General features: G+C 68.5%; 20 protein-coding genes, 1 tRNA gene and 2 pseudogenes. 9 read left to right on the top strand and 14 right to left on the bottom strand.

Annotated elements, in window-relative coordinates; all coding sequences use genetic code 11:
- The first annotated feature begins 30 nt into the window (after positions 1 to 30).
- Entirely contained in the window at positions 31 to 711 is a 681-nt protein-coding gene (locus ISP17_RS12805) for a DUF6445 family protein (protein WP_404633712.1), read from the top strand.
- Between the two features lie 55 nt (positions 712 to 766).
- On the opposite strand, the gene ISP17_RS12800 is transcribed toward ISP17_RS12805, so the two are convergent.
- From ISP17_RS12800 to orn, 4 genes are all read right to left on the bottom strand, one after another.
- Positions 767 to 1,702, bottom strand: a complete 936-nt coding sequence (locus ISP17_RS12800; RefSeq protein WP_404633710.1) for an isopenicillin N synthase family dioxygenase — start codon at positions 1,700 to 1,702, stop codon at positions 767 to 769.
- A gap of 99 nt (positions 1,703 to 1,801) precedes the next feature.
- The gene (glmM, locus tag ISP17_RS12795; protein ID WP_404633708.1) at positions 1,802 to 3,163 is read right to left on the bottom strand and encodes a phosphoglucosamine mutase; all 1,362 of its coding nucleotides are present in this window, start codon (positions 3,161 to 3,163) and stop codon (positions 1,802 to 1,804) included.
- A 52-nt stretch (positions 3,164 to 3,215) separates the two neighbouring features.
- Complete coding sequence (gene folP / locus ISP17_RS12790) at positions 3,216 to 4,127, bottom strand: dihydropteroate synthase (protein ID WP_404633706.1); 912 nt, start codon at positions 4,125 to 4,127, stop codon at positions 3,216 to 3,218.
- 10 nt (positions 4,128 to 4,137) lie between these two features.
- Complete coding sequence (gene orn / locus ISP17_RS12785; protein ID WP_404633704.1) at positions 4,138 to 4,698, bottom strand: oligoribonuclease; 561 nt, start codon at positions 4,696 to 4,698, stop codon at positions 4,138 to 4,140.
- Between the two features lie 95 nt (positions 4,699 to 4,793).
- Between orn and sbcB the strand changes: the two genes are divergently transcribed.
- Together sbcB and ISP17_RS12775 are read left to right on the top strand one after the other, a co-directional pair.
- On the top strand, positions 4,794 to 6,239 hold the full coding sequence (gene sbcB, locus ISP17_RS12780) for an exodeoxyribonuclease I (protein WP_404633702.1): 1,446 nt from the start codon (positions 4,794 to 4,796) through the stop codon (positions 6,237 to 6,239).
- 11 nt (positions 6,240 to 6,250) lie between these two features.
- Positions 6,251 to 6,937: a DUF2461 domain-containing protein gene (locus tag ISP17_RS12775; protein ID WP_404633700.1), complete on the top strand. Its 687-nt coding sequence runs from the start codon at positions 6,251 to 6,253 to the stop codon at positions 6,935 to 6,937.
- A gap of 92 nt (positions 6,938 to 7,029) precedes the next feature.
- Here ISP17_RS12775 and ISP17_RS12770 read toward each other — a convergent pair whose 3' ends face one another.
- Positions 7,030 to 8,343: an MFS transporter gene (locus ISP17_RS12770; protein WP_404633698.1), complete on the bottom strand. Its 1,314-nt coding sequence runs from the start codon at positions 8,341 to 8,343 to the stop codon at positions 7,030 to 7,032.
- 297 nt (positions 8,344 to 8,640) lie between these two features.
- Between ISP17_RS12770 and ISP17_RS12765 the strand changes: the two genes are divergently transcribed.
- Both ISP17_RS12765 and ISP17_RS12760 read left to right on the top strand, forming a co-directional pair.
- Positions 8,641 to 9,489, top strand: coding sequence for a hypothetical protein (locus tag ISP17_RS12765; RefSeq protein ID WP_404633696.1), 849 nt, complete (start codon positions 8,641 to 8,643; stop codon positions 9,487 to 9,489).
- Between the two features lie 5 nt (positions 9,490 to 9,494).
- The gene (locus ISP17_RS12760; protein ID WP_404633694.1) at positions 9,495 to 10,742 is read left to right on the top strand and encodes a DUF4785 domain-containing protein; all 1,248 of its coding nucleotides are present in this window, start codon (positions 9,495 to 9,497) and stop codon (positions 10,740 to 10,742) included.
- Between the two features lie 51 nt (positions 10,743 to 10,793).
- Here the strand turns inward: ISP17_RS12760 and ISP17_RS12755 are convergent, their stop codons facing one another.
- The 4 genes and pseudogenes from ISP17_RS12755 to ligA form a co-directional block, all read right to left on the bottom strand.
- Positions 10,794 to 12,797 (bottom strand): alpha/beta hydrolase family protein, encoded by a 2,004-nt coding sequence (locus ISP17_RS12755; protein WP_404633692.1) that lies wholly within the window; start codon positions 12,795 to 12,797, stop codon positions 10,794 to 10,796.
- Between the two features lie 138 nt (positions 12,798 to 12,935).
- Positions 12,936 to 13,880, bottom strand: a pseudogene (epmA, locus tag ISP17_RS12750) (EF-P lysine aminoacylase EpmA); the annotation flags it as partial.
- 165 nt (positions 13,881 to 14,045) lie between these two features.
- Positions 14,046 to 14,339 (bottom strand): annotated as a pseudogene (locus ISP17_RS12745) (endonuclease domain-containing protein); the annotation flags it as partial.
- Positions 14,340 to 14,490: 151 nt separating this feature from the next.
- A complete protein-coding gene (gene ligA, locus ISP17_RS12740; RefSeq protein WP_404633690.1) occupies positions 14,491 to 16,863 on the bottom strand; it encodes an NAD-dependent DNA ligase LigA in 2,373 nt (790 codons plus the stop codon).
- Positions 16,864 to 17,019: 156 nt separating this feature from the next.
- Between ligA and ISP17_RS12735 the strand changes: the two genes are divergently transcribed.
- From ISP17_RS12735 to ISP17_RS12720, 4 genes are read left to right on the top strand one after another with little or no spacing between them, the layout of a single operon-like run.
- Positions 17,020 to 18,495 carry an MFS transporter gene (locus ISP17_RS12735; protein ID WP_404633688.1) on the top strand — a complete coding sequence of 492 codons (1,476 nt, stop codon included), beginning with the start codon at positions 17,020 to 17,022 and terminating at the stop codon, positions 18,493 to 18,495.
- A gap of 47 nt (positions 18,496 to 18,542) precedes the next feature.
- The gene (gene nhaD / locus ISP17_RS12730; RefSeq protein WP_404633686.1) at positions 18,543 to 19,934 is read left to right on the top strand and encodes a sodium:proton antiporter NhaD; all 1,392 of its coding nucleotides are present in this window, start codon (positions 18,543 to 18,545) and stop codon (positions 19,932 to 19,934) included.
- A 56-nt stretch (positions 19,935 to 19,990) separates the two neighbouring features.
- On the top strand, positions 19,991 to 21,172 hold the full coding sequence (locus ISP17_RS12725) for a cation:proton antiporter (RefSeq protein WP_404633684.1): 1,182 nt from the start codon (positions 19,991 to 19,993) through the stop codon (positions 21,170 to 21,172).
- 32 nt (positions 21,173 to 21,204) lie between these two features.
- Complete coding sequence (locus ISP17_RS12720) at positions 21,205 to 21,927, top strand: hypothetical protein (protein WP_404633682.1); 723 nt, start codon at positions 21,205 to 21,207, stop codon at positions 21,925 to 21,927.
- Positions 21,928 to 21,941: 14 nt separating this feature from the next.
- Here the strand turns inward: ISP17_RS12720 and ISP17_RS12715 are convergent, their stop codons facing one another.
- From ISP17_RS12715 to serS, 5 genes are all read right to left on the bottom strand, one after another.
- On the bottom strand, positions 21,942 to 23,354 hold the full coding sequence (locus tag ISP17_RS12715; protein ID WP_404633680.1) for a cryptochrome/photolyase family protein: 1,413 nt from the start codon (positions 23,352 to 23,354) through the stop codon (positions 21,942 to 21,944).
- Between the two features lie 86 nt (positions 23,355 to 23,440).
- Entirely contained in the window at positions 23,441 to 23,842 is a 402-nt protein-coding gene (locus ISP17_RS12710; protein WP_404633678.1) for a response regulator, read from the bottom strand.
- 168 nt (positions 23,843 to 24,010) lie between these two features.
- Positions 24,011 to 24,100: transfer RNA gene (locus ISP17_RS12705), tRNA-Ser, on the bottom strand.
- Between the two features lie 59 nt (positions 24,101 to 24,159).
- Positions 24,160 to 24,537, bottom strand: a complete 378-nt coding sequence (locus tag ISP17_RS12700) for an LrgA (protein WP_404633676.1) — start codon at positions 24,535 to 24,537, stop codon at positions 24,160 to 24,162.
- A complete protein-coding gene (gene serS, locus ISP17_RS12695) occupies positions 24,534 to 25,814 on the bottom strand; it encodes a serine--tRNA ligase (RefSeq protein WP_404633674.1) in 1,281 nt (426 codons plus the stop codon). Before serS ends, ISP17_RS12700 begins: the two co-directional genes overlap by 4 nt.
- Between the last annotated feature and the right edge of the window lie 206 nt (positions 25,815 to 26,020).

Below are 26,020 nucleotides of genomic sequence, written 5' to 3'. Positions count from 1 at the left end.
CGCTCACGCACTGCCCCGAGATTGCCGAGCATGTCGCTTTTTCCCAAGCACCCGGCCATGCGCCCGCTGCAATACCGCAAGCCCACCGAAGGCCGCGACTACTGGGTGGTCGACGACGCGCTGCCGAATCCCGATGAGGTGCGCCGCCGCTGCCTGGCCAAGACCGAATGGGAGTTCGGCTATCCCACCACGGGCGAAGTCTGGCCGGGCATGCGTGCCAGCGACGCGCTCGAAGCCGGCGAACTGGCGGCGATCGAGGCGAAGGTCTGCCAGCTCACCGGCGCCAGCCGCCTGTGGGTGGAGCAGACGCCGGAAGGCCAGCACCTCAACCACAATTGCGTGCAGGTGGTCGGCTCCACCGAGGGCGCGGTCAAGCCGCACACCGATTCGTTGAACCTGTGCCGCTATGCCGCGGTGCTCTATCTGCACCCGGACGCACCGGACCGCTGCGGCACCAGCTTCTTCCGCCAGCGCATGGCCAACGGCCAGCTCGGCGGCAACATGGTGATGCCGCCGCACCGCAATCTGGTGGACGCACTGGGCACCCGCTTCGTGGCGCCTACGGCCTTCGTCGAGGACGTGCGCGTCCCCCATCGCTACAACCGCCTGCTGGCCTACAAGGCCAACATCATCCACAGCGCCTCTGCCTATTGGGGACTCGATGGCCCGGAGTCGAAGCGGATGACCGCCGTGTTCTTCTGGATGGCCTGATGCAACACGGGGAGCCGAAGCTCCCCATGCTTGCGACCTTCGCGCGAGCAGCCACTCAGATCAGCTTGATTTCGCGCAGCCGCTGCAGCAGGTACTCGTGCGAGGTGATCGAGCTGTCGTAGCGGCTCGGGTTGTCCGGCGTGATGCACTCGGGCACGGGGTCCAGCACTACGTCCGGGTTGGGGTGCAGGAAGAACGGCACCGAGTAGCGCGGCTTGCGCGCGTTGTCGTTCTTCGGGTTCACCACGCGATGCGTGGTGGACGGATACACGTGGTTGGTCAGCCGTTGCAGCATGTCGCCGATGTTCACCACGATGGCGTCGCCCTCGGTGGTGATCGGCAACCACTCGCCCTCGCGGGTGAGCACTTCCAGCCCTTCGGCGCTGGCACCGACCAGCAGCGTAATGAAGTTGATGTCCTCGTGCGCGCCGGCGCGCACGTTGGGGATGTCGTCCTGGGTGATCGGCGGATAGTGGATCGGCCGCAGGATCGAGTTGCCCAGGTCTGTCTTGTCCTCGAAGTAGTTCTCCGGCAGACCGATGTGCAAGGCCAACGCGCGCAGCACGCGCGTGCCGAGCGCGTCCAGCGCCTCGAACAGGCCATAGCCGAACTGCCGGAAGTCCGGCACCTCGGTCGGCCAGAGGTTCGGCGGCATCACGTCGGCGAACTTCGAGTCGCGCGGGATCTCGCGCCCGACGTGCCAGAACTCCTTCAGATCCGGATGCGCGCTGTCCTTGGCAGTCTCCACCTTGAACGGCGTATAGCCGCGCGCACCGCCGGAACCGGGCACGTGGTACTTCATCTTGGTTTCGGTGGGCAGCGCGAAGAAGCGCTGGAACGCGTCGTAAGCGCCGTCGACCAGCGCCTTGTCGATGCCGTGGCCGCTGATGCAGCAGAAACCGAACTCGCGGTAGGCCGCACCGAGCTCGGCGACGAAGGCGTCGCGGTCGGTGTCGTAACGACGGATGTCGAGGGTGGGAACGTTCTTCATGGTGACTCCAAGTTGGCGTGCGGTCGATTTCATCCGCCACCGCAAGGGCGGGGCACGTCGGGCCAATCCTTGGCGACCTGGGTTACAGCTAAAGCAGGCTCACGAGCGTTCGAGGGCGGATTTTACGACGTCCGCCAGCGTCTGCGCCAACGCCTGCACCTCGGCGGCATCGGCCGCCTCGACCGTCACGCGCACCATCGGCTCGGTGCCGGAGGCGCGCAGGAAGACGCGACCGCGCCCCTCCAGCTGGGCCTGTGCGCGGGCGAGCGCAGCGGTGACATCGGCATGCTCAAGGACTCCGCGCGCATTGCCGGAAACGCGCACGTTCAGCATCACCTGCGGCAGCTTGACCAGCCCGCGGCGCGCCGCGGCGAGGTCCTGCCCCGCGCCGGCCAACGCCTCGAGCACCGCCAACGCGGCGACGATGCCGTCGCCGGTGGTGGCGCGGTCCAGGCACAGGATGTGGCCGGAGGTTTCGCCGCCCAGCACGCCGTCGTGCTCGCGCAACTGCTGCAGCACGAAGCGGTCGCCGACGTTGGCGCGCAGCAGCGGCACGTCCATCGCGCGCAGCGCCTCCTGCAGGCCGTAGTTGCTCATCAGCGTGCCGACCACCGGCCCCTTGAGCAGGCCGCGCGCGCGCCAGCTGCACGCCAGCACGTAGAGAATGTCGTCGCCATCGGCGAGCACGCCGTGGCGATCCACCAGCAGCACGCGATCGCCGTCGCCGTCGAAGGCAATGCCGATGTCCGCGCCACGCTCGATCACCGCCTTCTGCAGCGCCTCGGGATGGGTCGAACCCACGCCGCGGTTGATGTTGAAGCCGTCCGGTGCATCGCCGATGGCGCTGACCTCGGCGCCCATCTCGGCAAATACCTTGGGCGCTACCTGGTAAGTCGCGCCGTGGGCGCAATCGACCACGATCTTCATGCCGTGCAGGCTGAAATCCTCCGGCACCGTCGCCTTGCACGACTCGGCGTAGCGCGCCACCGCATTGTCGATGCGACTCGCCTTGCCCAGACGCTCGGACGGCACGGTTACGAAGTCGCGCTCCAGCTCGGCCTCGATCGCCAGCTCGATCGCATCGGACAGCTTCTCGCCACTGGCAGAGAAGAACTTGATGCCGTTGTCCTCGTACGGATTGTGCGAGGCGCTGATCACGATGCCCGCGTCCGCGCGCAGCGAGCGGGTGAGGAACGCCACCGCGGGGGTCGGGATCGGGCCGAGCAGCTTGACGTCGACGCCGGCGGCGACCAGCCCGGCCTCCAGCGCGGACTCGAACATGTAGCCGGAAATGCGCGTGTCCTTGCCGATCACCACCGACGGCCGCCTGGCGCCACTGCCCTGGCCGGCAAGCACGGCGCCGGCGGCGCGGCCGAGGCGCAGCATGAAGTCCGCGCTGATCGGCCACTCGCCGGTGCGGCCGCGGATACCGTCGGTACCGAAGTAATTGCGTTGGGTCATGGGTCGATCCTTTACTGAAGACGAAGCCGCGCCGCGCGCGGGCTTCGTCACGTCATTCGTCGTCGGGCCAGCGCGGCGCAGCGGGGCCAGCATCCTTGCGGCGAGCCGGGCGGTTCGCTTCCACCGCATGCCACACCGCCAGTGCATCGACGGTGGCGGCCACATCGTGCACGCGCACCAGCCTGGCGCCGTTCTGCACGGCGATCAGCGCCGCGGCTAACGATCCGGCGGCACGGTCGGCCGGCGCATTGCGGCCGGTGATCGCGCCGATCATGGATTTGCGCGAGAGCCCTGCGTAGACGCCCGCGCCGAGATCGGCGAAGCGGCGAAGCTCGCGCAGCAGTTCGAGGTTGTGCTCCAGCGTCTTGCCGAAGCCGAAACCCGGATCGACCAGCACCTTGCGCCGGTCCATGCCGGCCAGCTCGCAGGCGAACAGCCGATCGGTGAGGAAACGGTGCACCTCGCCGACCACGTCGTCATAGTGCGGATCGTCCTGCATGCCACGCGGCTCGCCGCGCATGTGCATCAGGCACACCGGCACGCCGAGCGAGGCGGCGGCATCCAGCGCACCCTCGCGGCGCAGCGCGTAGACGTCGTTGACCATGCCGGCACCGGCGGCCACCGCCGCGCGCATCACCTCGGGCTTGGAGGTGTCGATCGAGATCGGCACGGCGCAGCGCTCCGCCAGCGCCTCGATCACCGGCACCACCCGCGCCAGTTCCACATCCAGCGGCACGTCGGCTGCGCCGGGGCGGGTCGATTCGCCGCCCACGTCGAGCATGTCCGCGCCCTGCTCCACCATCGCCAGGCCTTGGGCCACGGCGGCGTCGAGATCGGCGTACAGGCCGCCGTCGGAGAACGAATCGGGGGTGACGTTGAGGATGCCCACCACGCGCGGGCGGTCCAGCGTCAGCGGACGGCCGTTGCAGTCGAGCACGGTGGCGAACAGGTCGGCGGCGGACATCGTCAGCGCCTCAGTCCAGCCCGCCCAGCGCGCCCATGTGCTGGCGGTAGTAGCGCAGCTCGTCGATGGAATCGCGGATGTCCGACAGCGCGGTGTGGGCCGACTCTTTGCTGAAGCCCTTGGCCACCTGCGGCGCCCAGCGGCGCGCCAGCTCCTTGAGCGTGGACACGTCGAGATTGCGGTAGTGGAAATAGCGCTCCAGCTGCGACATCTGACGATGCAGGAAGCGGCGGTCCTGGCAGATCGAGTTGCCGCACATCGGCGACTTGCCCGGCGGCACCCAGGCCCTGAGGAAGTCCACCGTCGCGCGTTCCGCCTGGGCGTGGTCGGTGGTCGAATCGAGCACGCGCTGCCAGAGCCCCGAGCGGTTGTGCTGGTTGCGGTTCCAGCTGTCCATCGACTCCAGCCGGTCCAGTTCATGGCGGATCGCGAACACCGGCCCTTCGGCCAGCACGTTGAGATCCTTGTCGGTGACGATGGTGGCGATCTCCAGGATGGAATCGGCGTCCGTGTCGAGGCCGGTCATCTCCAGATCGATCCAGATCAGGTTGTTTTCGTTGGCTTGGCTCATGCGTCCTCCTGGGCCGCCGAAGTCTAGTGTGGCCCCATCCGCTTGGCGACCCTCCCGGCCATGTCCGGTGCGGCGGCGCATGCGATCATCGCCCGATGCAGACCTTCTTCTGGCACGACTACGAAACCTTCGGCGCGGACAGCCGGCGCGATCGACCGGTGCAGTTCGCCGGCATCCGCACCACGATGGAACTGGAGATCGTCGGCGAGCCGGTGATGTTCTTCGGCAAGCCGCCGCGCGATGCGCTGCCGCATCCCGAGGCCTGCATGATCACCGGCATTACGCCGCAGCAGGCCGAGCGCGAGGGCGTGATCGAGGCGGAGTTCGCCGCCCGCGTGCACGAGCAGCTGGCCGAACCCGGCACCTGCGGCGTGGGCTACAACTCGCTGCGCTTCGACGACGAGTTCACCCGCCAGCTGCTGTACCGCAATTTCTTCGATCCCTACGGCCGCGAGTGGGAAAACGGCAACTCGCGCTGGGACCTGATCGACCTGGTGCGCATGTGCGAGGCGCTGCGCCCGGAAGGCATCCACTGGCCTGCGCGCGAAGACGGCTCGCCCAGCTTCAAGCTCGAACACCTGGCCAAGGCCAACGGCCTGCAGCAGGAGCGCGCGCACGATGCCCTCTCCGATGTGCACGCGCTGATCGATCTGGCGCGGCTGATCCGCGTGCGCCAGCCACGGCTGTGGGACTGGCACTTCGGCCTGCGCCGCAAGCAGCGCGTGTTCGAGCAGTTGGACGTGGCAGGCATGACGCCGCTGGTGCACGTGTCCTCGCGCTACCCGGCCAGCCAGCACTGCCTGACCCTGATCGTGCCGCTGGCGCTGCATCCGGCGCGACCGGGCGAGGTGATCGTCTATGACCTGCGCTTCGATCCGGCCGAGCTGATCGCGCTGGACGAGGAGGACATCGCCGACCGCGTGTTCACCTCCCGTGCCGACCTGCCCGAGGGCGTCGAACGGATCGCGCTGCGCACCGTGCGCGCCAACCGCGCGCCGGCGCTGGCGCCGCTGTCGGTGCTGAAAGGGACGGATCTAGAGCGCCTGCAGCTCGATCCCCAGCGCTGCCTGGCCCACGCCGACACGCTGCGCGCCGCCGCCGGCGTGCGCGAGAAGGTGCAGCGCCTGTTCAAGCAGGCCGCTGCGATGCCGACGGCGGAAGACCCCGAGCTGGCGCTCTACGACGGCTTCCTGCCTGACGCGGACAAGCGCCTGCTGGCCGAAGTCCGCGGCACGCCGCCCGAGCAGCTGGCGGCGCGCGCCTTCGCCTTCCGCGACCCGCGCTACGCCGAGCTGCTGTTCCGCTACCGCGCGCGCAACTGGCCGCACACGCTCGGCCCCGATGAGCGCGCGCGCTGGGATGCGTTCCGCCGCGATCGGCTGACCCGCTCGACGCCGCTCACCGGCCTCACCCTGGACGACTACGCCGCGTGCCTCGCCCAGCTGCGCGACGACCCGGCCAGCGCCCACCATCACGCCCTGTTCGACCAGCTCGCCGCCTGGGGCCGCGAACTGGCCGACGAGATCACGCCACTTACCTGACGTCACCGACGATGCCCGCCACCTACTTCTCGCCCGCCACCTTCCGCTTCCTCACCGCGCTCGATCGCCACAACAGCCGCGAGTGGTTCCTCGACCACAAGGCCGACTACGAGCGGCACGTGCGCGAACCGTTCCTCGCGCTGATCGCCGACATGCAGGCGCCGCTGGCCAAGATCAGCCCGCACTACCGCGCCGACGCGCGCAAGAACGGTGGCTCGCTGTTCCGCATCCATCGCGACACGCGCTTCTCGCACAACAAATTGCCGTACAAGCCGTGGCAGGGCGCGCGCTTCTTCCACGAGCGCCGGCACGAGATCGCTGCGCCATCGTTCTACGTGCACATCCAGCCCGGCGATTGCTTCGCCGGCGGCGGCATGTGGCACCCGGAGCCCGATGACCTCAAGCGCATCCGCGGCTTCATCGCCGACAACCCGGCGGCGTGGAAGAAGGCCACGCACGGCAAGGCGTTCCGTGAGCGGTTCCAGTTCTGGGGCGAATCGCTGAGCCGGCCGCCGCGCGGCTTCGATCCGGCGCACGAGCTGATCGACGATCTCAAGCGCAAGGACTTCGCCGCCGGCCAGGGCTTCGACGAGGCGCTCGCCTGCTCGCCCAAGCTGCTGCCCACGTTGGTCGACATCTATCGCCACATCGCCCCGCTCAACGACTACCTGTGCGCGGCGCAGGAGCTGGAGTTCTAGGGAACCGCGCCGGATCCCGCAGCCTTACCGAAGAGCATCGCGACTGAAGTCGCTCCCACAGGGGGCGAAGTGGGGACGTTGTGGGAGGGGCTTCAGCCCCGACGCTTTTCCGCAATCCGGCCACCACCCCGCAGACCGGCGGCAACCCACACTGCCGCCAGCGCGGCCAACGCCACGTAGTACGCCGGCGCCAGCGGACCGAGGCCTTTCACCAGCGCGCCGATCAGCGGCGGCGTGATGCCGCCGAAAATCGCGTAGGCGACGTTGTAGGAGAACGACAGCCCGCTGAAGCGCACCGCCGGCGGAAACGCATGGACCATCACCGTGGGCACCACACCGACCACGCCCACGGTGAAACCCGCCAGCGCATACAGCGGCAGGAAATGCACCCCGCCGCGCTGCAGGTCCAGGTAGAGCACGCAGGTCGCCAGCGTCATCAGCACGGCGCCGACAGCCAGCATGCGTGCCACGCCGAAGCGATCAGCCGCCGCGCCGAACGCCAGGCAGCCGACCGCCAGCGCGAGCGAGGCCAGGCTGTTGCCGAGGAACGCCGTGGCGGGCGGCAGGTGGAACACCGCCTGCATCAGCGTCGGCGTCATCAGGATCACCACCACGATCGCCGCGGTGAGCGTCCAGGTCACCGCCATCGAGCGCACCACCGCACCGCGATGTTCGCGCAGCACGCGCTTCAGCGGCAGCTCGTCGGCCAGCGCGCGGCGCGCCTGCATCGCCTCGAACACCGGCGTCTCGCGTAGCCAGCGGCGCAGCCACACCGCGATGAAACCGAACACGCCGCCGGCCAGGAACGGCAGCCGCCAGCCGTAGTCGAGCAGCTGCGCGGGCGTCATCCGCTCGTGGATCGCCGCGGTGAGCAGCGAGCCGATCAGGATGCCCACGGTGAGGCCAGACGTGAGGCTGGCGCAGGCGATGCCGACGCGACGCGCCGGCACGTGCTCGGCGACGAACACCCACGCGCCCGGCACCTCGCCGCCCACCGCAATGCCCTGCAGCACGCGCAACGCCAGCAGCAGCACCGGCGCCAGCACGCCGATCTGCGCGTACACCGGCAGCAGGCCGATCGCCAGCGTGGGCAGCGCCATCAGCAACACGCTCAGCGTGAACATGCGCTTGCGTCCCAGCAGGTCGCCGTAGTGCGCCATCACGATGCCGCCCAGCGGTCGCGCCAGATAGCCCGCGGCAAAGATGCCGAACACCTGCAGCTGTGCCAGCCACGGCGCGGTGCCCTGCGGGAAGAACAGCTCGCTCAGCGGCACCGTGAGGAACACGAACACCACGAAGTCGTAGAACTCCAGCGCGCCGCCCAGCGCGGCCAGGCCCAGCGTGCGCAGGTCGCCCCGGCTCAGGCGATCGGTGGCGGATGGACCCGCCGCAGGGGTGTCGTGCATGCGCATCGCGATGGCAGTGAAAGGGCGGCCACGATAGCCGATGCCCGTATTTGTCGACCACGTCGCACTCCGGCTGCGCCGCGGCAAGACCGCGGCAAACCGGCGCTGCTAGATTCCATGCGCCGCCGCATGGTCTTCAGGGGAGACCGCGGCGTCCAGCGGTGCCACGGGGACGGCACCATTCGAAGGTCGATCTGCACGCAAGCCACGGAAGGTTTGTCTCCTCCGTGCCTGTGTCCTGCAGGACGGCCTCACACGCGGCGATGCCGCCTTGAGGGAGAGACACCGATGCAACGCATGATGCTCATGGGAGTGCTGGCACTGGCCAGCGTGGGAGTCCAGGCCGCCACCGGCGTGGCGCTGGTACACGGCACCGGCAAGCAGACCGATGCCTACAACGACTACTGGCAATCGGACATGGTCGAGGGCGTGCGCAAGGGCCTGGCCGATCCGAACAACCTGCTGGTGGTGAACTGCGATTTCGACCAATACATGTGGGACGACCGCGCCGCCGGCTGCCTCGCCGGCCAGCTCACCAGCTTCATCCAGGCGCGCAACATCGACCGGCTCATCGTCATCACGCATTCCAACGGCGGCAACGTGATGCGCTGGATCCTGTCCAACCCCACCTACGACGCGCGCTATCCGGACATCATCCGGCGCATCGTCAAGGTGGACGCGATCGCCCCGTCCAGCGCCGGGACGCCGCTGGCCGATGCGGTGATCGCGGGCAACGTGTTCGAGACCTCGCTGGGCTGGCTGCTCGGCTACAAGACCGATGCCGTGCGCCAGCAGCAGGTCGGCTGGATGGCCACCTACAACCAGTACTACCTGCTGGGCACCAGCGGCCGTCCCGCCCTGCCCGTCGCCTTCCGCGACGCGGTGGGCACCGACGTGGTGTCGGCCGTGTGGAGCAGCCAGGCCTACTGCGGCGGCTATAGCCAGAGCGTGGGGCTGGAGATCACCCAGAACTGGCTGGACAGCTGCTCGGACGGCTTCATCGAATGCTCCAGCGGGCAGGCCGCGGGCACGCTGTGGTTCAAGGACACCACCCACACCAGCGGCGGCCAGGTGCTGAACCACAACCAGAGCCGGCGCGCCTGCTTCGGCCTGCCGTCGATCCTCGCCAACGACATCCAGGGATGACCACGATGAAGCCACGCACTCTCAGCCTTGGCCTGCTGGCCATCCTCGCCGCCGCCAACGCCGCCGCCACCAGCCACAGCCTGCTGCCGGCGGGCAGCGACGACATGGTGCCCGGCCACCTGCAGGCGCTGCCGCCGGCCAGTGCCTTGATCACCCGCGACGCGACGCGTCCGCACGCCGAACGCCTTCCGGTCAGCGTGAGCTGGGCCCTGCCCGGCGATGCGCCCATCGACCCCGTGCCGCAGCCGTTCGCCCGCGCCAGCCGCGAATACTGGATGGATGTCTCAGCCACCGAACTGCAGCGCGGCATCGCGCTGCCGCTGAGCGCGCCGGGCGCCATCATCCGACTCAGCCCGAGCGATACCCGCGGCGGTCGGCTCGCCGCCAGCGGCGTCAACGTGCGCATCGGCGGACAGAGCGTCGCCGGCGACCGCGCCGCCAGCCAGGTGGGCGACGTCAGCGCACTGCGCACCAGCGGCATGGACGTGCCGGACGCCTCGCTGGTCATGCAGCTGCGGCCGGAACTCGGTGCCGGCGCCGCGACCCTCACCGCCGCCGGCGCCAGCGGTCGCTACGTCGTGCACGTGTTCGAACCGCGCAGCACGCTCACCGTCACCGCGCGGGCCGATCGCGATGTCGCCCTGCTCGGCGAGCCGGTGCACGTGACGGTGGCGCTGCGCGATGGCGATCGCACCCGCCCGCTGCAGGCGGTTGGCGGCTTCCTGCGCGCGCCCGACGGCCAGACCACCCTGCTCGACTACCGCGCCGGCACCAACGGTGACTTCGACGCCACCGCCCTGCCGCTGCACGCCAGCCGCACGCCCGGCCTGTGGGAACTGCACAGCTTCACCCTGAGCGACGACGGCCACGGCAACGCGGTGCGCCGCGATACCACCAGCGTGTTCGCGGTGGCCGTGCCGGATGCTCGACTGGACGGCACCGCCGACACCCGGCCAGGCAAGAATCACGGCATCGACGTGACGCTCGGTCTCGACGCCGCCAGCGCCAGTCGCTACGCGGTTTCCGGCGTGCTCTACGGCCGCGATGCCAGCGGCCGGATGGTGCCCGGCGCGTACGCACAATCGGCGGCGTGGGTGGCGCCGGGCCGCGGTGCGCTGGTGCTGCACTTCGACCGCAGCAGCGTGGCCGGCATCGGTGCCCCGTACGAACTGCGCGACCTGCGCCTGCAGGACCAGCCGGCGATCAGCCTGCTGGAGCACCGCGCGCTGGCGCTGCGCTTCGATCGACCGTAAGCGTGGAGGGATGCCGCGGGTCACCCCGCGGCATCCCTCGTTCTGCTTGCCTCAGTGACCGAGGTACTTGCCGAGGAACGCTTCCATCTTCTGGTACAGCTCCTCGCGATTTTCCTGCGCGTAGAAGCCGTGACCTTCCTTCGGCTTGCTCAGCCACTCGTAGGGCTTGCCGGCCTTGTCCAGCGCGTCGCGCAGGCGCGTGGCGTTCTGGTACGGCACGCGCGGATCGTCCTCGCCGTGGGCAATCAGCACCGGTACGTTGAACTTGTCCAGCTGGTACAGCGGCGAGATCGCCTTGGCGGTCGCCTCGTCGCCGATCGCCTCGGCGAAATAAGTGCGACCCACGCTCATGTGCGAGGTGTCGCTGCGCTCGAAGCCGATGCTCCAGTCCGACACGCCGGCGTAGTCGATCGCGCACTTGAACTGGCCGGGGGCCATGATCGGCTGCATCAGCGAGGAGTAGCCGCCGAAGCTGCCACCGTAGACGCAGACGCGATCCTTGTCGGCATAGCCCTGGTCGATCGCCCAGTGCAAGCCGTCGAGCAGGTCTTGCTGGATGCGATCGCCGAAATGCTTGTAGCCGGCCATCTGGAACGCCGGGCCGCGGCCGGCCGAGCCGCGATAGTTCACCTGCACCACCGCATAGCCGCGGCTGGCCAGGAACTGCGCGTCGGTATCGTAGGTCCAGCCATCGCGAATGCCGATCGGACCACCGTGCGGCAGCAGCACCGTGGGCAGGTGCTTGTCGGACGAACCGTGCGGCAACGTGAGATAACCCTCCAGTTCCATGCCGTCACTGGCCTTGAAACGGAACGGCCGACGCTCGGCCATCTGCTCGGCGTGGATCCACGGCTCGATCTGGAACAGCGGCTGCAGGTTCATCGTGCCGGTGTCGAACAGTGCCAGGCTGCCCGGATCTCGGTCGCTCTGCGCCACCACCAGCAACCGCTTGCCGGCCTCGTCGCCGCCCCCCAGCAACACCAGGTGGTCGGCAAAATTGCCGTTGAGCGCCTTGAGCACCTGGGCGCTCAGGCTGTCATCCAGGTAGCTCAGGTGCGGCCGTCCGGTCTCGAACAGCGCGGCATACGGCTTGCCGCTCTGTACATCCCACAGCACGTCGCCTACCGAAGCGAAATCATCGCGGGCGAGCACCTGGCGCCCGCTGCCATCGAGACGGCTGGACACCAGCTGATCCGGCCCGCCCGCCTCGCTGTACAGCGACCACAGCGTCTGCCCGTCGCGACTGATCCGCAGCGGCGATAGATGCTTGCCGGTCACGCTGTCCGGCAGGCGCGTCCAGGCCGCCTGGCCGTCGGCACGTGCATACACGTCGATGCTGTGCGCGTCGGTGGTTCCGTAGGCCAGCCGCGCCACGTCGTCGTGCACCACGAAGGACATGCTGCCCTTGTCGATGTCGCCCATCAGGGTCGGCTTGGCGCTGATCGAATCAACGTCGTAGATCTGGCTGCGATGGCTGTCCCAATCGCCTGCCGCGTTGCGCTCGGGAATGATGCCCAGCTGGATGTACACGTGGCCATTTCGCGGATACGGCACGCCGGCGATCGAGGGGAAACCACGCGGCATGTCCATCGAGTGCGGACCGGCCTGCAGCGAGCCGCGATGACGCAGGCTGTAGAGCGTCTGCTTGTGGCCGCCGTCGAAATCCACCGCGATGATGTCGCCGGTGCCCTGCGGCGCCTCGAGCGCGCTGGTGGTGTAGGCCAGCGGCACCACCATGCGCGTGTTGCTCACCCACAGGATCTGCGCGGGCTGGTAGTGGCTCACCATGTCCAGCCGACTGACGTATTTCAGGTCAGGCAGATGCAGCACCACCAGCTGATGATCCGGCTCGCCCCACTTTGCCTTGTCGTTGTGCAGCGAGAGGGCCAGGTACTGGCCATTCGGTGAAATGGCCGGGTGGCTGAGTGATCCCGTCCTGGCGAAATCGGAAACCGGCGGTGCCGGAGTACCTGTTTGCGCCCGGACGTGCCGCGGCGCGACGGACAACAGTGCGAACAGACCCGCCAGGCAGAGCCCGGCAAGATGACGTGGCATATCTTGATCCCCCTTCAATTGCTGATCGTCGCGGCGAACCCGATCGGCTCGCCGCCCCGCTTGCGTCGCCCCCGCGACCCGGCACTGGCCCGTCGCCGAGTATAGCCAGCCACCTCGGCCGAGCCGGCAGCTGCGCCGTTACGCCTCGGCGAACGGGAACGCCAGCACGTCAGCGATGGCGTCGGTATCGGCCAGGCACATCAGCAACCGCTCGACGCCCAGCGCCACGCCGGCGCAGTCCGGCATCGCGTCGAGCACAGCGAGCAGGCGCTTATCGACGGGCACTTCGGGCAGACCGCGGGCGCGGCGTTTGTCGTTGTCGCGGGTGAATCGCGCCGCCTGTTCGGCCGCGTCGTTCAACTCGTGGTAGCCGTTGGCCAGTTCGTAGCGGCCCAGGTACAGCTCGAAGCGCTCGGCCAGCGGCGGCTCGCCGGGACGGATGCGTGCCAGTGCGCACTGGGTGGCCGGATAGTCGTGGATCACCGTGATGCGGTCGCGCGGAAACGCCGGCTGCAGCCTGTGCGTGATCAGCAGGTCCAGCCAGTCGTCGCGCTCCAGGCCGGCCGGGTCGATGCCGTACTCGCGCAGCGGCGCCTGCAGGGCCTCCAGCGGATCGTGCAGCGGATCGATGCCGAGCTCGTCGAGGAACAGCTGGCGATAACCGCTGATCACCAGCTCCGCACGCCGTCCGACCACGGCCAGCGCCTGCTGCACCAGCTCGACGGTTTCCTCCATCAGCCGATGATGATCCCAGCCGACGCGATACCACTCCAGCATGGTGAACTCGGGATTGTGCCGACCACCCGCTTCGCCGTTGCGGAACACGCGGCCGAGTTCGTAGCAATCGCCCACGCCGGCGGCGAGCAGGCGCTTGAGCGGAAACTCCGGCGAGGTGCGCATCCAGCGCTGCGGTGCGCCGGCGTCGACGTGCCCGGTGAAGCGGGTGATGAAGCTCTCGATGTTGGGGTCGGTGTTGCCGGTGGCAGAAAGGATGGGCGTTTCGACTTCGAGCACGTTGCGGGTGTCGAAGAACTGGCGAATGAGGCGGTAGACGGCGGCGCGCAGGTGGAGGGCGGCATGGGGTTCGCTGGTTGAAAGAGCGAAAGGCGCCCCCTCACCCCAGCCCTCTCCCCCGGCGGCGCCGGGGGAGAGGGAGCCAACGGCTCGCCAGCTCAAACTCCCTCTCCCCCGGCGCCGCCGGGGGAGAGGGTTGGGGTGAGGGGGCGGCTCTTGCTTCAGCACCCGCACGATCTCCTCCAGCACATCGTCCGTGCGCAGCAACACCTCGTCATTCCAGAACCGCAGCACGCGAAAGCCCGCCTGCTCGAGATCGGTGGTGCGCTTTGCGTCGGAGGGTTCGTCGTGCTGGCCGCCGTCCAGCTCCACGATCAGCGCGTTTTCGACGCAGCAGAAATCCACGTAGTAGCCCGCCACCGGGTGCTGGCGGCGGAACTTCACGCCGAGCTGGGCGGTGCGCAGGCGTGACCAGAGCTTGCGCTCGGCGTCGGTCTGGTGGCGACGGAGTTCCTTGGCGCGTTCCATCGACTAAAGAGCCCCCCTCACCCCAACCCTCTCCCCCGGCTGCGCCAGGGGAGAGGGAGCTGAAAGCTCGCACGCCCTGACTCCCTCTCCCCTGGCGCAGCCGGGGGAGAGGGTTGGGGTGAGGGGGCGCTTTTCGCTCATGACATCACCCCTAATGCTCGGCCAACAGCGCCAGCAGCTGTGCCTCGTCCCACACCGGCACGCCAAGCTCTTGCGCCTTGTCGAGCTTGGAACCGGCCGCTTCGCCGGCGACCACGAAGCTGGTCTTCTTCGACACGGAACCGGACACCTTGGCGCCCAGTGCCTCCAGCCGATCCTTCGCCTCGTCGCGGCTGAGCGACTGCAGGGTGCCGGTGAGTACGATGGTCTGGCCTTCCAGCGGTGCAGCCTGCACGGCAGCCTGCGCGGGCAGCGCGGCGAGCAGGGCAGCCATCATCTGCTCGGCGTGTTCCAGTTCGGCGCGACGCGCATCGTCGGCCAGCATCGCCTCCAGGTTGATTGCGGCGGCCTGCGGCACACCGGCGACGATCCAGTGCGCCGAGCCGGCCTGCGCCAGTGCCTCAAGCGTGGCGTACTGCGCGGCCAGGAGTTTCGTGCTCTTCGGACCGAGCTTGGACACGTTGGCCATGTCCAGCAGCACCCCGAGGTTGAGCCGCTCGCGCAGCTTCGGCGAAGGATCGCCCTCGTCGGTGAAGTGCACGCCGGCGGTCAGCAGTGCATCGACCACTTTCTGATTGCCCTGCTGCGCAAAGAACGCCGCGATGGAGCCGGCCACCTCGGCGCCGATGTCCGGCAGCTGGCGCAGCACCGGTGCCGGCATGCTGCGCACGAATTTCAGCCGGCCGAGCCAGGCGGCCAGCGTCTTCGCCGTGCTTTCGCCGATGTGCATGATGCCCAGCGCGAACAGGAAGCGCGCCAGCGTGGTGGTGCGACTGGCGTCGATCGCCTCGACCAGGTTCTCCGCCCACTTGGTGGCGATCTTGCCCTGCTTGACGGTCTCCGGCACGGTACCGTCGCGCTCGTCGGCGCGCTGCTTCATCGCGACGAAATCGTCCACGGTGAGCGAGTAGAGATCGGCCGGCGTCTTGACCATGTCGAATTCCACCAGCGCGTCGACATAACGCTCACCCAGGCCATCGATGTCCATCGCGCGCCGCGCGGCGAAGTGGATCAGCGCCTCCTTGCGCTGCGCGGCGCAGAACAGCCCGCCGGAGCAGCGCCAAGCCGCGGCACCCTCCTCGCGCACCAGCGCCGAATCGCAGATCGGGCAGCGCGTCGGCATATGCCAGGGATGGGTGTGCGGCGGGCGGTGCTCTTCGACCACGCGCACCACCTCGGGAATCACGTCGCCGGCACGGCGCACGATCACCATGTCGCCCACGCGCGCGTCGAGCCGCGCCACCTGGTCGGCGTTGTGCAGCGTGGCGTAGGTCACCGTGACGCCCGCGACCTGCACCGGCTCCATCCGCGCGCGCGGCGTGGCGGCGCCGGTGCGGCCGATCTGGATCTCGATGTCCAGCAGTCGCGTCATCTGCTCCTGCGCCGGGAACTTGTGCGCGATCGCCCAGCGCGGCGCGCGCGAGACGAAGCCCATGGTGCGCTGGCCTTCGTAGTCGTCCAGCTTGTAGACCACGCCGTCGATGTCGTACGGCAGCGCGTCGCGCTTGGCGCCGATCGCACGGTAGTAGGCGATCAGGCCGTCGAAGCCCTTCGCGGTGGATACCTCCGGCGACACCGGGAAGCCCCATTCGCGCAATTGCTTCAGCGTCTGCGAATGGGTGGGCGGCAGCTCGCCGCCTTCCACCACGCCCACCGCATAGGCGAAAAAACTCAGCCTGCGCTTCGCCGTGATCGCCGGGTCGAGCTGGCGCAGCGAGCCGGCCGCGCCGTTGCGCGGATTGGCCAGGGTCTTCTCGCCGTGGGTGCGGGCGTGTTCGTTGAAGGCTTCGAAATCCTTGCGCAGCATCACCACCTCGCCGCGCACCTCCAGCACGTCGGGCCAATCCTTGCCGCGCAGGTGCAACGGAATGGCCCGGATGGTACGCAGGTTGGCGGTGACGTCCTCGCCGGTCTCGCCGTCGCCGCGCGTGGCGCCCTGCACGAACACGCCGTGCTCGTAGCGCAGGCTGATCGCCAGGCCGTCCAGCTTGGGCTCGACGGAGAACACCGGCGCGCGGCGATCCAGCGTCTGCTCGATGCGCCGCTCGAACTCGGCCACCTCGCGGAAACGCTCGCGGTCGTTCTCGCCTTCCTCGCCGAAGGCGTTGCCCAGCGACAGCATCGGGATCGCATGACGCACCTCGGCGAAGCCGCCGGTGGCGCGCGCGCCGACCTTGCGGGTGGGCGAGTCGGGTGTGGCCAGCTCCGGATGCTCCGCTTCCAGCGCTTCGAGCTCGCGCATCAGGCGGTCGTACTCGGCGTCGGGAATCGTCGGCTCGTCCAGCACGTGGTACTGGTAGTTGGCCTGCTCGATCTGTTCACGCAGGGTGGCGGCGCGGGCAGCGAAATCGGGGTGACGGGTCATGCGGAAAGATTCATGCGGAGGCTCCTCGGACGCGCCAGTTTAGCGAACCGTTCCGCGCTTCCCACGTGACCGAATGTCCGCGCGCATGAAGCCGTACTGACTCGCCCCGACCACGACACGGGTCGATACCTGCCCAAGCAAGTATCATGAAGGGCGATGTCCCCTCCCCCTTCCCTGCAGGTCGTCGCCCCCGCGGCCGGTGACGATCCGGCCTCGTCGACGGCTGCTTCCCCGCACGCCACCCACCGCGGCCTGCTGTGGCTGGTGGCGGCGGCGTTCTTCATGCAGGCGCTTGACTCCACCATCGTCAACACCGCGGTGCCGGCGATGGCCACCGCGCTGGGCGTGACGCCGCTGGGCATGCGCAGCGCGCTCACCAGTTACGTGCTGACGCTGGCGATCCTGATTCCGGCCAGCCCGTGGCTGTGCGACCGCTTCGGTACGCGCCGCGTGTTCGCGGCGGCGATCGCCATCTTCGGCATCGGCTCGTTGCTGTGCGGCATGGCGCAGACGCTGCCCGAGCTGGTGGTCGCCCGCGTGATCCAGGGCATCGGCGGCGCCTCGCTGATGCCGGTGGGACGCTACGTGCTGGTGCGCACGATCGCCAAGCGCGATTACGTGCATGCGATGAGCACGGTGGCCACGTTCGGCCTGCTCGGCTCGGTGCTGGGGCCGCTGCTGGGCGGCGTGCTGGTGGAGTTCACCAGCTGGCGGCTGATCTTCCTGATCAACGTGCCGGTGGGCCTGGCTGGGCTGTGGATGAACCAGCGCGACATGCCGGAGTACCGGCTGGAGCAGGCGCGCGCGTTCGACACGACCGGCTTCCTGCTGTTCGCCGCCGCCTCGGCTTTGCTGCTCACCGCCTCGGAACAGGCCGGCGCGCAGGTGCATCACTGGCCGTTGGTCGCCGGCTGCGGCGTGCTGGCCGTGCTGCTCGGCGCGCTCTATGTGTGGCACAGCCGGCGCACCGAGCATCCGGTGGCCGACCTCGCCCTGCTCCGCGTGCGCAGCCTGTCGGTGGCGCTGGTGGGCAACGTGTTCACGCGGCTCGGCATCGGCGGCATGTTCCTGCTGCTGGTGCTGTTCCTGCAGGTGGGCTGCGGCTGGTCGCCGACCCTGGCCGGCCTGATGATGGTGCCGCAGGCGCTGGGCTCGATCAGTTCCAAGTGGGTGGTGAACCGGCTGCTGCTGCGGCTGGGCTATCGCCGCCTGCTGCTGGCCAACACCACGGCGGTGGCGGTGATGCTGGCCACGTTCTCGCTGGTCGACGGATCCACGCCGACCTGGCTGATCGCGCTGCTGGTCTACATCTATGGCTGTTTCACCGGACTGCAGTACACGGGCATGAACACGCTCGCCTACACCGACGTGGACATCCGCCACGCCTCGATGGCCTCGTCGATGGCCTCGACCACCCAGTACCTCTCGATCAGCTTCGGCATCGCCTTCGCCTCGCTGCTGATGGAGATCTTCGTGGGGCGCGAGGTGCACGCGGCGCACGCCTACGTGGCGGCGTTCCACATCACCGTGCTGGTGCTGGCCGTGGTGACCGCGCTGGCCGCGACGATCTTCCTGCGGCTGCGGCCCGATCATCCCGGTGCCCCGCCGCGCAGTGCTGCGGTGGAAAGCTAGCCGCTGGTACGCTCCGCGGCTCGACTGGATATTCCAAGGACCTTCGCATGCGCTGGACCGTCGCCCTCGCCGCCCTGCTCGCCAGTGCACCCGCCATGGCGGAGCAGGCGCAGGAAGCGAACTTCCGCCTCACCGCGCATCCGGTCGGCTGGGTGGCGCTGGCGCTATTCGTGCTCGCGTATCTGGCGGTGATCTTCGAAGAGCGGCTGCATATCGCCAAGTCCAAGCCGGTGATGCTGGCCGCGGCACTGATCTGGGGGATGATCGCGTGGGCCACCGGCGAGCCCGGCGCCGCGGCGTCGCCAGCGGCGATCGCCTTCGAGAGCATGTTTCTCGAGTACGCGGAGATCTTCTTCTTCCTCGTGGTGGCCATGACCTATGTCACCGCGATGGGCGAGCGCAACGTATTCGAGGCGCTGCGCGACGCGCTGATCCGGCGCGGCTTCGGCTACCGCTCGCTGTTCTGGATCACCGGATTGATCGCGTTCTTCCTCTCGCCGGTGCTGGACAACCTCACCACGGCGCTGGTGATGTCCGCCGTGGTGCTCGCCGTGGCCGGCGGCAACCGGCGCTTCATCGCGCTGGCGATGATCAACCTGGTGGTGGCGGCCAATGCCGGCGGCGCGTGGAGCGCGTTCGGCGACATCACCACGCTGATGGTGTGGCAGGCCGGCAAGAGCGGCTTCTTCGACTTCTTCCGGCTGTTCGCGCCGTCGCTGGTCAATTGGCTGTTGCCGGCGATCCTGATGGCGTTCGCGCTGCCCAAGGGCCAGCCCGACTGCGGCGCGGGCACCAGCCAGCTCAAGCCCGGCGCCATCGGCATCTGTCTCAGCTTCGCGCTCACCATCGCGATCACCGTGGTCGGGCGCCAGTGGCTGGGCATGCCGGCCGCCTACGGCATGCTCACCGGCCTGGCTTTCCTCAATCTGGTGGCCACCCGCATCGACCGCAACCAGCGCAGTTACGCGCTGGCCCAGGGCGAGGAGCCGCAGACCTATTCCATCTTCCGCATCATCGCCAACGCCGAGTGGGACACGCTGCTGTTCTTCTACGGCGTGTTCGCCTGCGTCGGCGGCCTGGCCGCGCTGGGCTACCTGGAACTGGCCTCGCACCATCTGTACGGCAACCTTGGCTTCACCCTCGCCAACGCCATCATGGGCGTCGCCTCGGCGGTGGTGGACAACATCCCGATCATGTTCGCGGTGCTCAAGATGAACCCGCCGATGGACGAGGCGCAGTGGCTGCTGATCACCCTCACCGCCGGCGTGGGCGGCAGCCTGCTGTCGGTCGGCTCGGCCGCCGGCGTGGCGTTGATGGGCGCCTCGCGCGGGCAATACACCTTCATGAGCCACCTGCGCTGGAGCTGGGCGATCGCGCTCGGCTACGTCGCCAGCATCGCGCTGCACCTGTGGCTGGCGGCGCACGTGTTCCACGGCTGATCGCGGCCATGGTCGCCATGTAGCATGGGCGGCCAGTCTCAAGGAGTGACCGACGCATGCACCACGCCGCCGACATCCTGCTCACCCTGTTCGTGATCTTCATCGCCGCGCAGATCGGCGCGGAGATCGCGCAGCGGCTGAAGCTGCCCGGCGTGGTCGGCGAGATCGCCGCCGGCTGCGTGGTCGGTCCGTCGCTGCTGGGCTGGCTCACGCCCGAGCAGATCATGCCGGGCACGCCGCTGGACGTGATGGCCGAGATCGGCGTGGTGCTGCTGCTGTTTTCGGTAGGCTTGGAAACCCGCCTCGACGACCTGAAGAAAGTCGGCAAGAGCGCCTTCCTGGTCGGCGTGCTCGGCGTGATCGTGCCGTTCGGATTGGGCGCGTTGTGGGCGCACGGCGAAGGCTTCGACTGGATCAAGTCGCTGTTCGTCGCCGCCGCCTTCGTCGCCACCTCGGCCGGCATCACCGCGCGCGTGCTGCAGGAGCTGGGCGTGCTGTCGCGGGTGGAGAGCCGGGTGATTCTGGGCGCCGCGGTGATCGACGACATCCTGGCCATGCTGCTGCTCGGCGTGGTGTCCTCGCTGCAGGGCGGCGGCGAGCTCAACCTGCAGTCGCTGCTGCTCACCCTGGCCGGCGCGGTCGGCTTCGTGGCGATCATCGGCTGGGGCGGTACCAAGGTGATGCGGCGCGGCTCCGGCTGGCTGGAGAAGCCGATCAGCCCGCACTCGCCGCTGACCCTGGTATTGGCGATCTGCCTGGGCCTGGCGTGGCTGTCCACCCGCTTTGGCCTGGCCGCGATCATCGGTGCCTTCCTCGCCGGCATGATCGCCTCGGAAACTCGCCAGCGCGACGACCTGGAGCATCAAACGATGCCGCTGCTCTCCTTCCTCACGCCGTTCTTCTTCGTGGTGACCGGGGCCAAAGTGAACCTGTCCGAGCTGGCCAGCGTGGACGCGCTGGTGATGCTCGCCATCGTCACCGTCATCGCGATCGTCTCCAAGCTCGCCGGCGGCTTCCTCGGCGCGCTGTCGCTGGGCAAGCGCAGCGCCACGATCGTCGGCTTCGGCATGGTGCCGCGCGGCGAGGTCGGCGTGGTCATCGCCGCGCTCGGCCTGGCTGCCGGCGTGTTCAACGAGCGCATCTACGCGATCATCGTGGCGATGTCGCTGCTCACGGCGATGGTGACGCCGCCGGTGCTGGCGATGCTGCTGAAACGTACGCAGGCTGAGGCGCACTGAGTGCACGGCGCATCCGATCCGGGTTGGACTTGATGCGCGTGCGTCCCGACAAGCGGACGTCCAGCCCGATCAGGCGCCTGCTAAGCCTCGGCTTGATATTTCTTGCCACCGCGAGGGTGGCCCTCGCCGGAGAGGTTGATTTGCTGAAGGGTGGTCCCGTGAACGCGGCGACGTTGGCGGAAGCGGCCAACCACTTCATGGCGATGGGCGAGCCCGCTGCAGGGGAAGCACTTGAGCACATCGCTCAGACAAATGCTGTGGAAAGAGCGCGCTCTCCCATGGAATGGGAGGCCGCCATGGAGGTGAGTCATCGCCTTGGCTGGTTGTGTCAGATCCTCTGGCCAGCCAAGCCGGGATCTGCTCGACGTCCACCTGGGTTCGGCGGGCTGGCTTACTTCGAGGATCGTCACGACGTCGGGGACTGGCCGCTCCTCCCACTCGCGCAGGTGGGCCCTTACTACGTGGTGCTCAGCGACTCCTACATCCTGGCTGGAGTCCCAGAGCGGGCGGAAGACTATCTGCGCAGGTGCGAGGCCAGCGGGGTGTTCCGCACCCACAAACTGCCAGTCCCGACCCGCTCTGAAGCGGAGCGGGCATTGAAGCCGCTGAGGACATCAGCAGCCTGGAGGCGGGTCTGGGATGGCTCATCGGGAAACGCGGTGGAAGCGGACGCCTGGGCCTTTGTCTGGAGGCAGGCCGAAAGTATCGAAGCCAATGGGCAACACCAGCAGAGCGCCGCTGACAAACGCCCCTGAGGCAGAGCCTCGGGCTAGCTCTTCACCGCCTGAAACGCCTCCAGCGCCGCTGCGCGGGATTCGCCCAAGTCCACCATCGGTGCCGGGTAGCCAGACTTGCGTAGCAGCGACGGATCCTTCCACGGCTCGTGCCGCAGTGCCGGCACGGCGTTCGCCAGCTCGGGAAGCCAGCGCGCCAGGTACTCGCCCTTGGCATCGAACTTCTGCGACTGGCTGACCGGGTTGAACACGCGGAAGTACGGCGCTGCATCGGCGCCGCAGCCGGCCACCCACTGCCAGCCCAGCGAGTTGTTCGGCAGGTCGGCATCCACCAGCGTGTCCCAGAACCAGCGTGCGCCGTGGTGCCAGTGCTGGCGAAGGTTCTTGGTGAAGAAACTGGCCACCACCATGCGCACGCGGTTGTGCATCCAGCCGGTGTGCCACAGCTCGCGCATGCCCGCGTCGACCAGCGGGATGCCGGTGCGGCCGCGCTGCCAGCGCTCGATCAACGCCTCGTCGTCCGCGGCCCACGGAAAGCCGTCGAACTTCGGGTTGAAGTTGGCCGTGTGCGTCTCGGGGAAATGGAACATCAGGTGATGGGCGAACTCGCGCCAGCCCAGCTCGCGCAGGAACGGCTCCACGTCCGGCCGCTTGCCGCCACGCTTTGCCAGCAGCGCGCGCAGGCCGGCCTGCGCCTGGCGCGGCGAGATCTCGCCGAAGTGCAGGTGCGGCGACAAACGCGAGGTGCCGTGGCGCGAGGGAATGTCGCGGCCTTCGGCGTAGTCGGCCACTGCGTCGTCGGCGAACAGCTCCAGTAGTTCCTGCGCGCCGCGTTCGCCGGGCGTCCACGCAGCGGCCATGCCGGCGTCCCAGCGGATGCGCGGCAGCAGCTCCAGTGATTCCAGCGACACGCCCCCTTCGGCCGTCGCCCCACGCAGCGGCTGCGGCACCGGCAGCGGCTCGCCTTCGTCGATCAGCGTGCGCAGGTTGCGCCAGTACGGCGTGAACACGCGATACGGGTCGCCGGTCTTGGTGGCGATCTGCCACGGCTCGCGCCACAGCGCCGCGTTGAAGCTGTGGGCCGCCACGCCCTGCTCGCGCAGCGCCTGCTTGATGCGCGTATCGCGCGCGATCGCCGCCGGCTCGTACAGGCGGTTCCAGTACACCGCCGCGGCGCCGGTCGCCCTGATCAGCGCGGCGAGCTCGCCCAGGCTGTCGCCCGCGCGCAGATGCAGCGTGGAGTGATGGCCGTGCAGCGAGCTTTCCAGCGCCGCAAGCGAGTGATGCAGCCACCAGCGGCTGGCGGCGCCGGGGGCCCACTCGCCCTCCTCCTGCGGCGCATGGATGTAGACCGGCAGCACGCGTTCGTGGGCGGCGCAGGCCGCATGCAGGGCGGGATTGTCGGCCAGGCGCAGATCGCGGCGCAGCCAGACGATGGCGAGAGACATGGAAGAGGCAAATCCAGTGCGGTCGGAAGCACAGGGTACGTTGAAGCGGAGCTGTCAGATGCGCGGCGAACGCCGCGGGGACGGCCTCAGCGCGTCGTCACGTCGGTCCGACGCGTCTGTGCCCGATGCCCGGCCTCGTCGATGGCGGTCATCAGCTCGTAGCCGCCGAACGGCTTGCGCAGGTACACGCTGTCTTCCGGGATCATCGCCGCATCCGCGCGAGGGTCGGCCGAGATCACCACCAGCGCCACATGCGGATGGCGCGACACCGCCTCGTGACACATGTCGATGCCGGTCGCCTCGCCGGCCAGGATCACGTCGGCAATCAGCACGTCCAGCCGCTCGATGCGGTCCATCAGATGCCGCGCACCGTGCGAGCCCAGCGCGCAGAAAACCTCGAAGTCACCCTTGCCTTCCAGCAGGATGCGCATGGTCTCCAACACGGCAGGATCGTCATCGACGATCAAAACCACCTGGGCGCCGCTCATCGTTCCCCCTAACCCGCACCCACGGCAGGTGCGACGTGCCGCCACAGTCTACCTGTGCGCGACGGGACCGGAAGAGGTTCTGGGCGACACAAACGAGTGGTCTGGATAGGAAAAAGTCTTAATGAGCCACACCAGGTCGCATGCTCTTTCGGAGACGGTCACCTGATTTGGCGGAGAGAGTGGGATTCGAACCCACGGTAGGCTTTCACCTACGGCAGTTTTCAAGACTGCTGCCTTAAACCACTCGGCCATCTCTCCGTTTGACTGCCCAGCCGGCGGCCGCGCGTTGCGTGCCAGTATTGCGGGGGCCGATGATATCAGGATCGCGAAGCGGTTCTGGCCTCGGGGCGCTTGCGCGAGAGCATGGCGAGTGAAACGGCCAGGATGATCACCGGCACGATGGCGCCGAGCAGCGGGAAGATCAGCACAGGCTGGCGCACTACCATTGGCACCAGTTGCGTGGCGCCGCCAAAGACGACGGCCCCGATGCGCAGCCAGCGGCGGCGACGGCCGAGCCACAGCGCCAGCGCGGTGAGCCCCAATGCCATCCAGGTGAGCACCAGGTCCACCGTCGGCAGCTTCCACACCTCGGCGAAGCTGAGCCGGGTGATCAACACGGTGGCGAGCACCACCAGCAGGCTGACCGTGGCGAACAGCTCCACCTTGTCCCAGGAACGGCGCGTGGACGCACTCACGCCAGCGTGTCCACGCCGCGCAGGTACGGGCGCAGCGCTTCGGGCACTGTGATCGAGCCGTCGGCGTTCTGGTAGTTCTCCATCACCGCGACCAGCGTGCGGCCCACCGCCAGGCCGGACCCGTTGAGGGTGTGCAGAAGCTCGGGCTTGCCGGTGGCCGGGTTGCGCCAGCGCGCCTGCATGCGGCGCGCCTGGAAGTCGCCGCAGTTGGAGCAGCTGGAAATTTCGCGATAGGTGCTCTGGCTGGGCAGCCACACTTCCAGGTCGTAGGTTTTCACCGCCGAGAAGCCCATGTCGCCGGTGCACAGCAGCACCTTGCGGTACGGCAGGCCCAGCTTCTGCAGCACGGCTTCGGCGTGGCCGACCATTTCCTCGAGCTGGTCGAACGACTGCTCCGGCGTAGCCAGCTGCACCATCTCCACTTTCTCGAACTGGTGCTGGCGGATCATGCCGCGGGTGTCGCGGCCGTAGCTGCCGGCCTCGGCGCGGAAGCACATGGAGTGCGCGGTCAGGCGCATCGGCAGCTCGGCCGCCTCGACGATGGACTCGCGCACCAGATTGGTGAGCGCCACTTCGGCGGTGGGAATGAGGTAGCGCTTGGCTTCTGCCACGTTCGTGGAGAACAGATCCTCCTCGAACTTGGGCAGCTGGCCGGTGCCCTGCATGCTGTCCGCGTTGACGATCAGCGGCACGTTGCACTCCAGGTAGCCGTGCTCGCCGGTCTGCAGGTCGAGCATGAACTGGGCGAGCGCGCGGTGCAGGTGCGCCAGCTGGCCGCGCAGCACGGTGAAGCGCGCGCCGGAGAGCTTGGCGCCGGCGTCGGCATCGAGCCAGCCGTGGCGGGCGCCGAGGTCGACGTGATCCTTGATGGCGAAATCGAAACTGCGCGGGGTGCCCCAGCGCAGGATCTCCTTGTTGTCATGCTCGTCCTTGCCCGGCGGCACGGACTCATGCGGGATGTTGGGGATGCCCAGAGCGATGTCGGCGAGCTTGGCCTGCACCTCGGCCAGCGCGGTTTCGTTGGCCTTGAGCTTGTCGCCGATGCCGGTGACCTCGGCCATCAGCGGCGCCACATCTTCGCCCTTGGCCTTGGCCTGGCCGATCGCCTTGGAGCGGGTGTTGCGCAGGTTCTGCAGCTCCTGCGTCTCGGTGGCGAGGTGCTTGCGCTCGTTCTCCAGCGCCTCCACGGCGGACACGTCCAGTGCGTAGCCGCGGGTTTCCATGAGGCGTGCGGCCGTCTCGGCGAGACGCGAGCGCAGCAGAGCGGGATCGAGCATGGCGTGGAGTCCGGGTGTCGGCGGAAACGCTGGATTATCGCTGCCGCGGTGCAACAGCCGCAATGCGCGACGCGTGGTCGACGGTAGCCACGAGCCGACAGCCGGGCGCTGTGCGGGGTTATTGGTCGATCGACGCGGGGCTTGTCCGTCCGATAAGGTACTGGTGGATGCGCAGAAGGCCGCTCGCGCGCGATGTCTTTCGCGCT

Source organism: Dyella ginsengisoli, assembly GCF_044904665.1.
GTDB lineage: Bacteria > Pseudomonadota > Gammaproteobacteria > Xanthomonadales > Rhodanobacteraceae > Dyella_A > Dyella_A ginsengisoli.
Note: the sequence above shows the minus strand (reverse complement) of the source record. Positions and strands in the feature narration are given on the sequence as shown.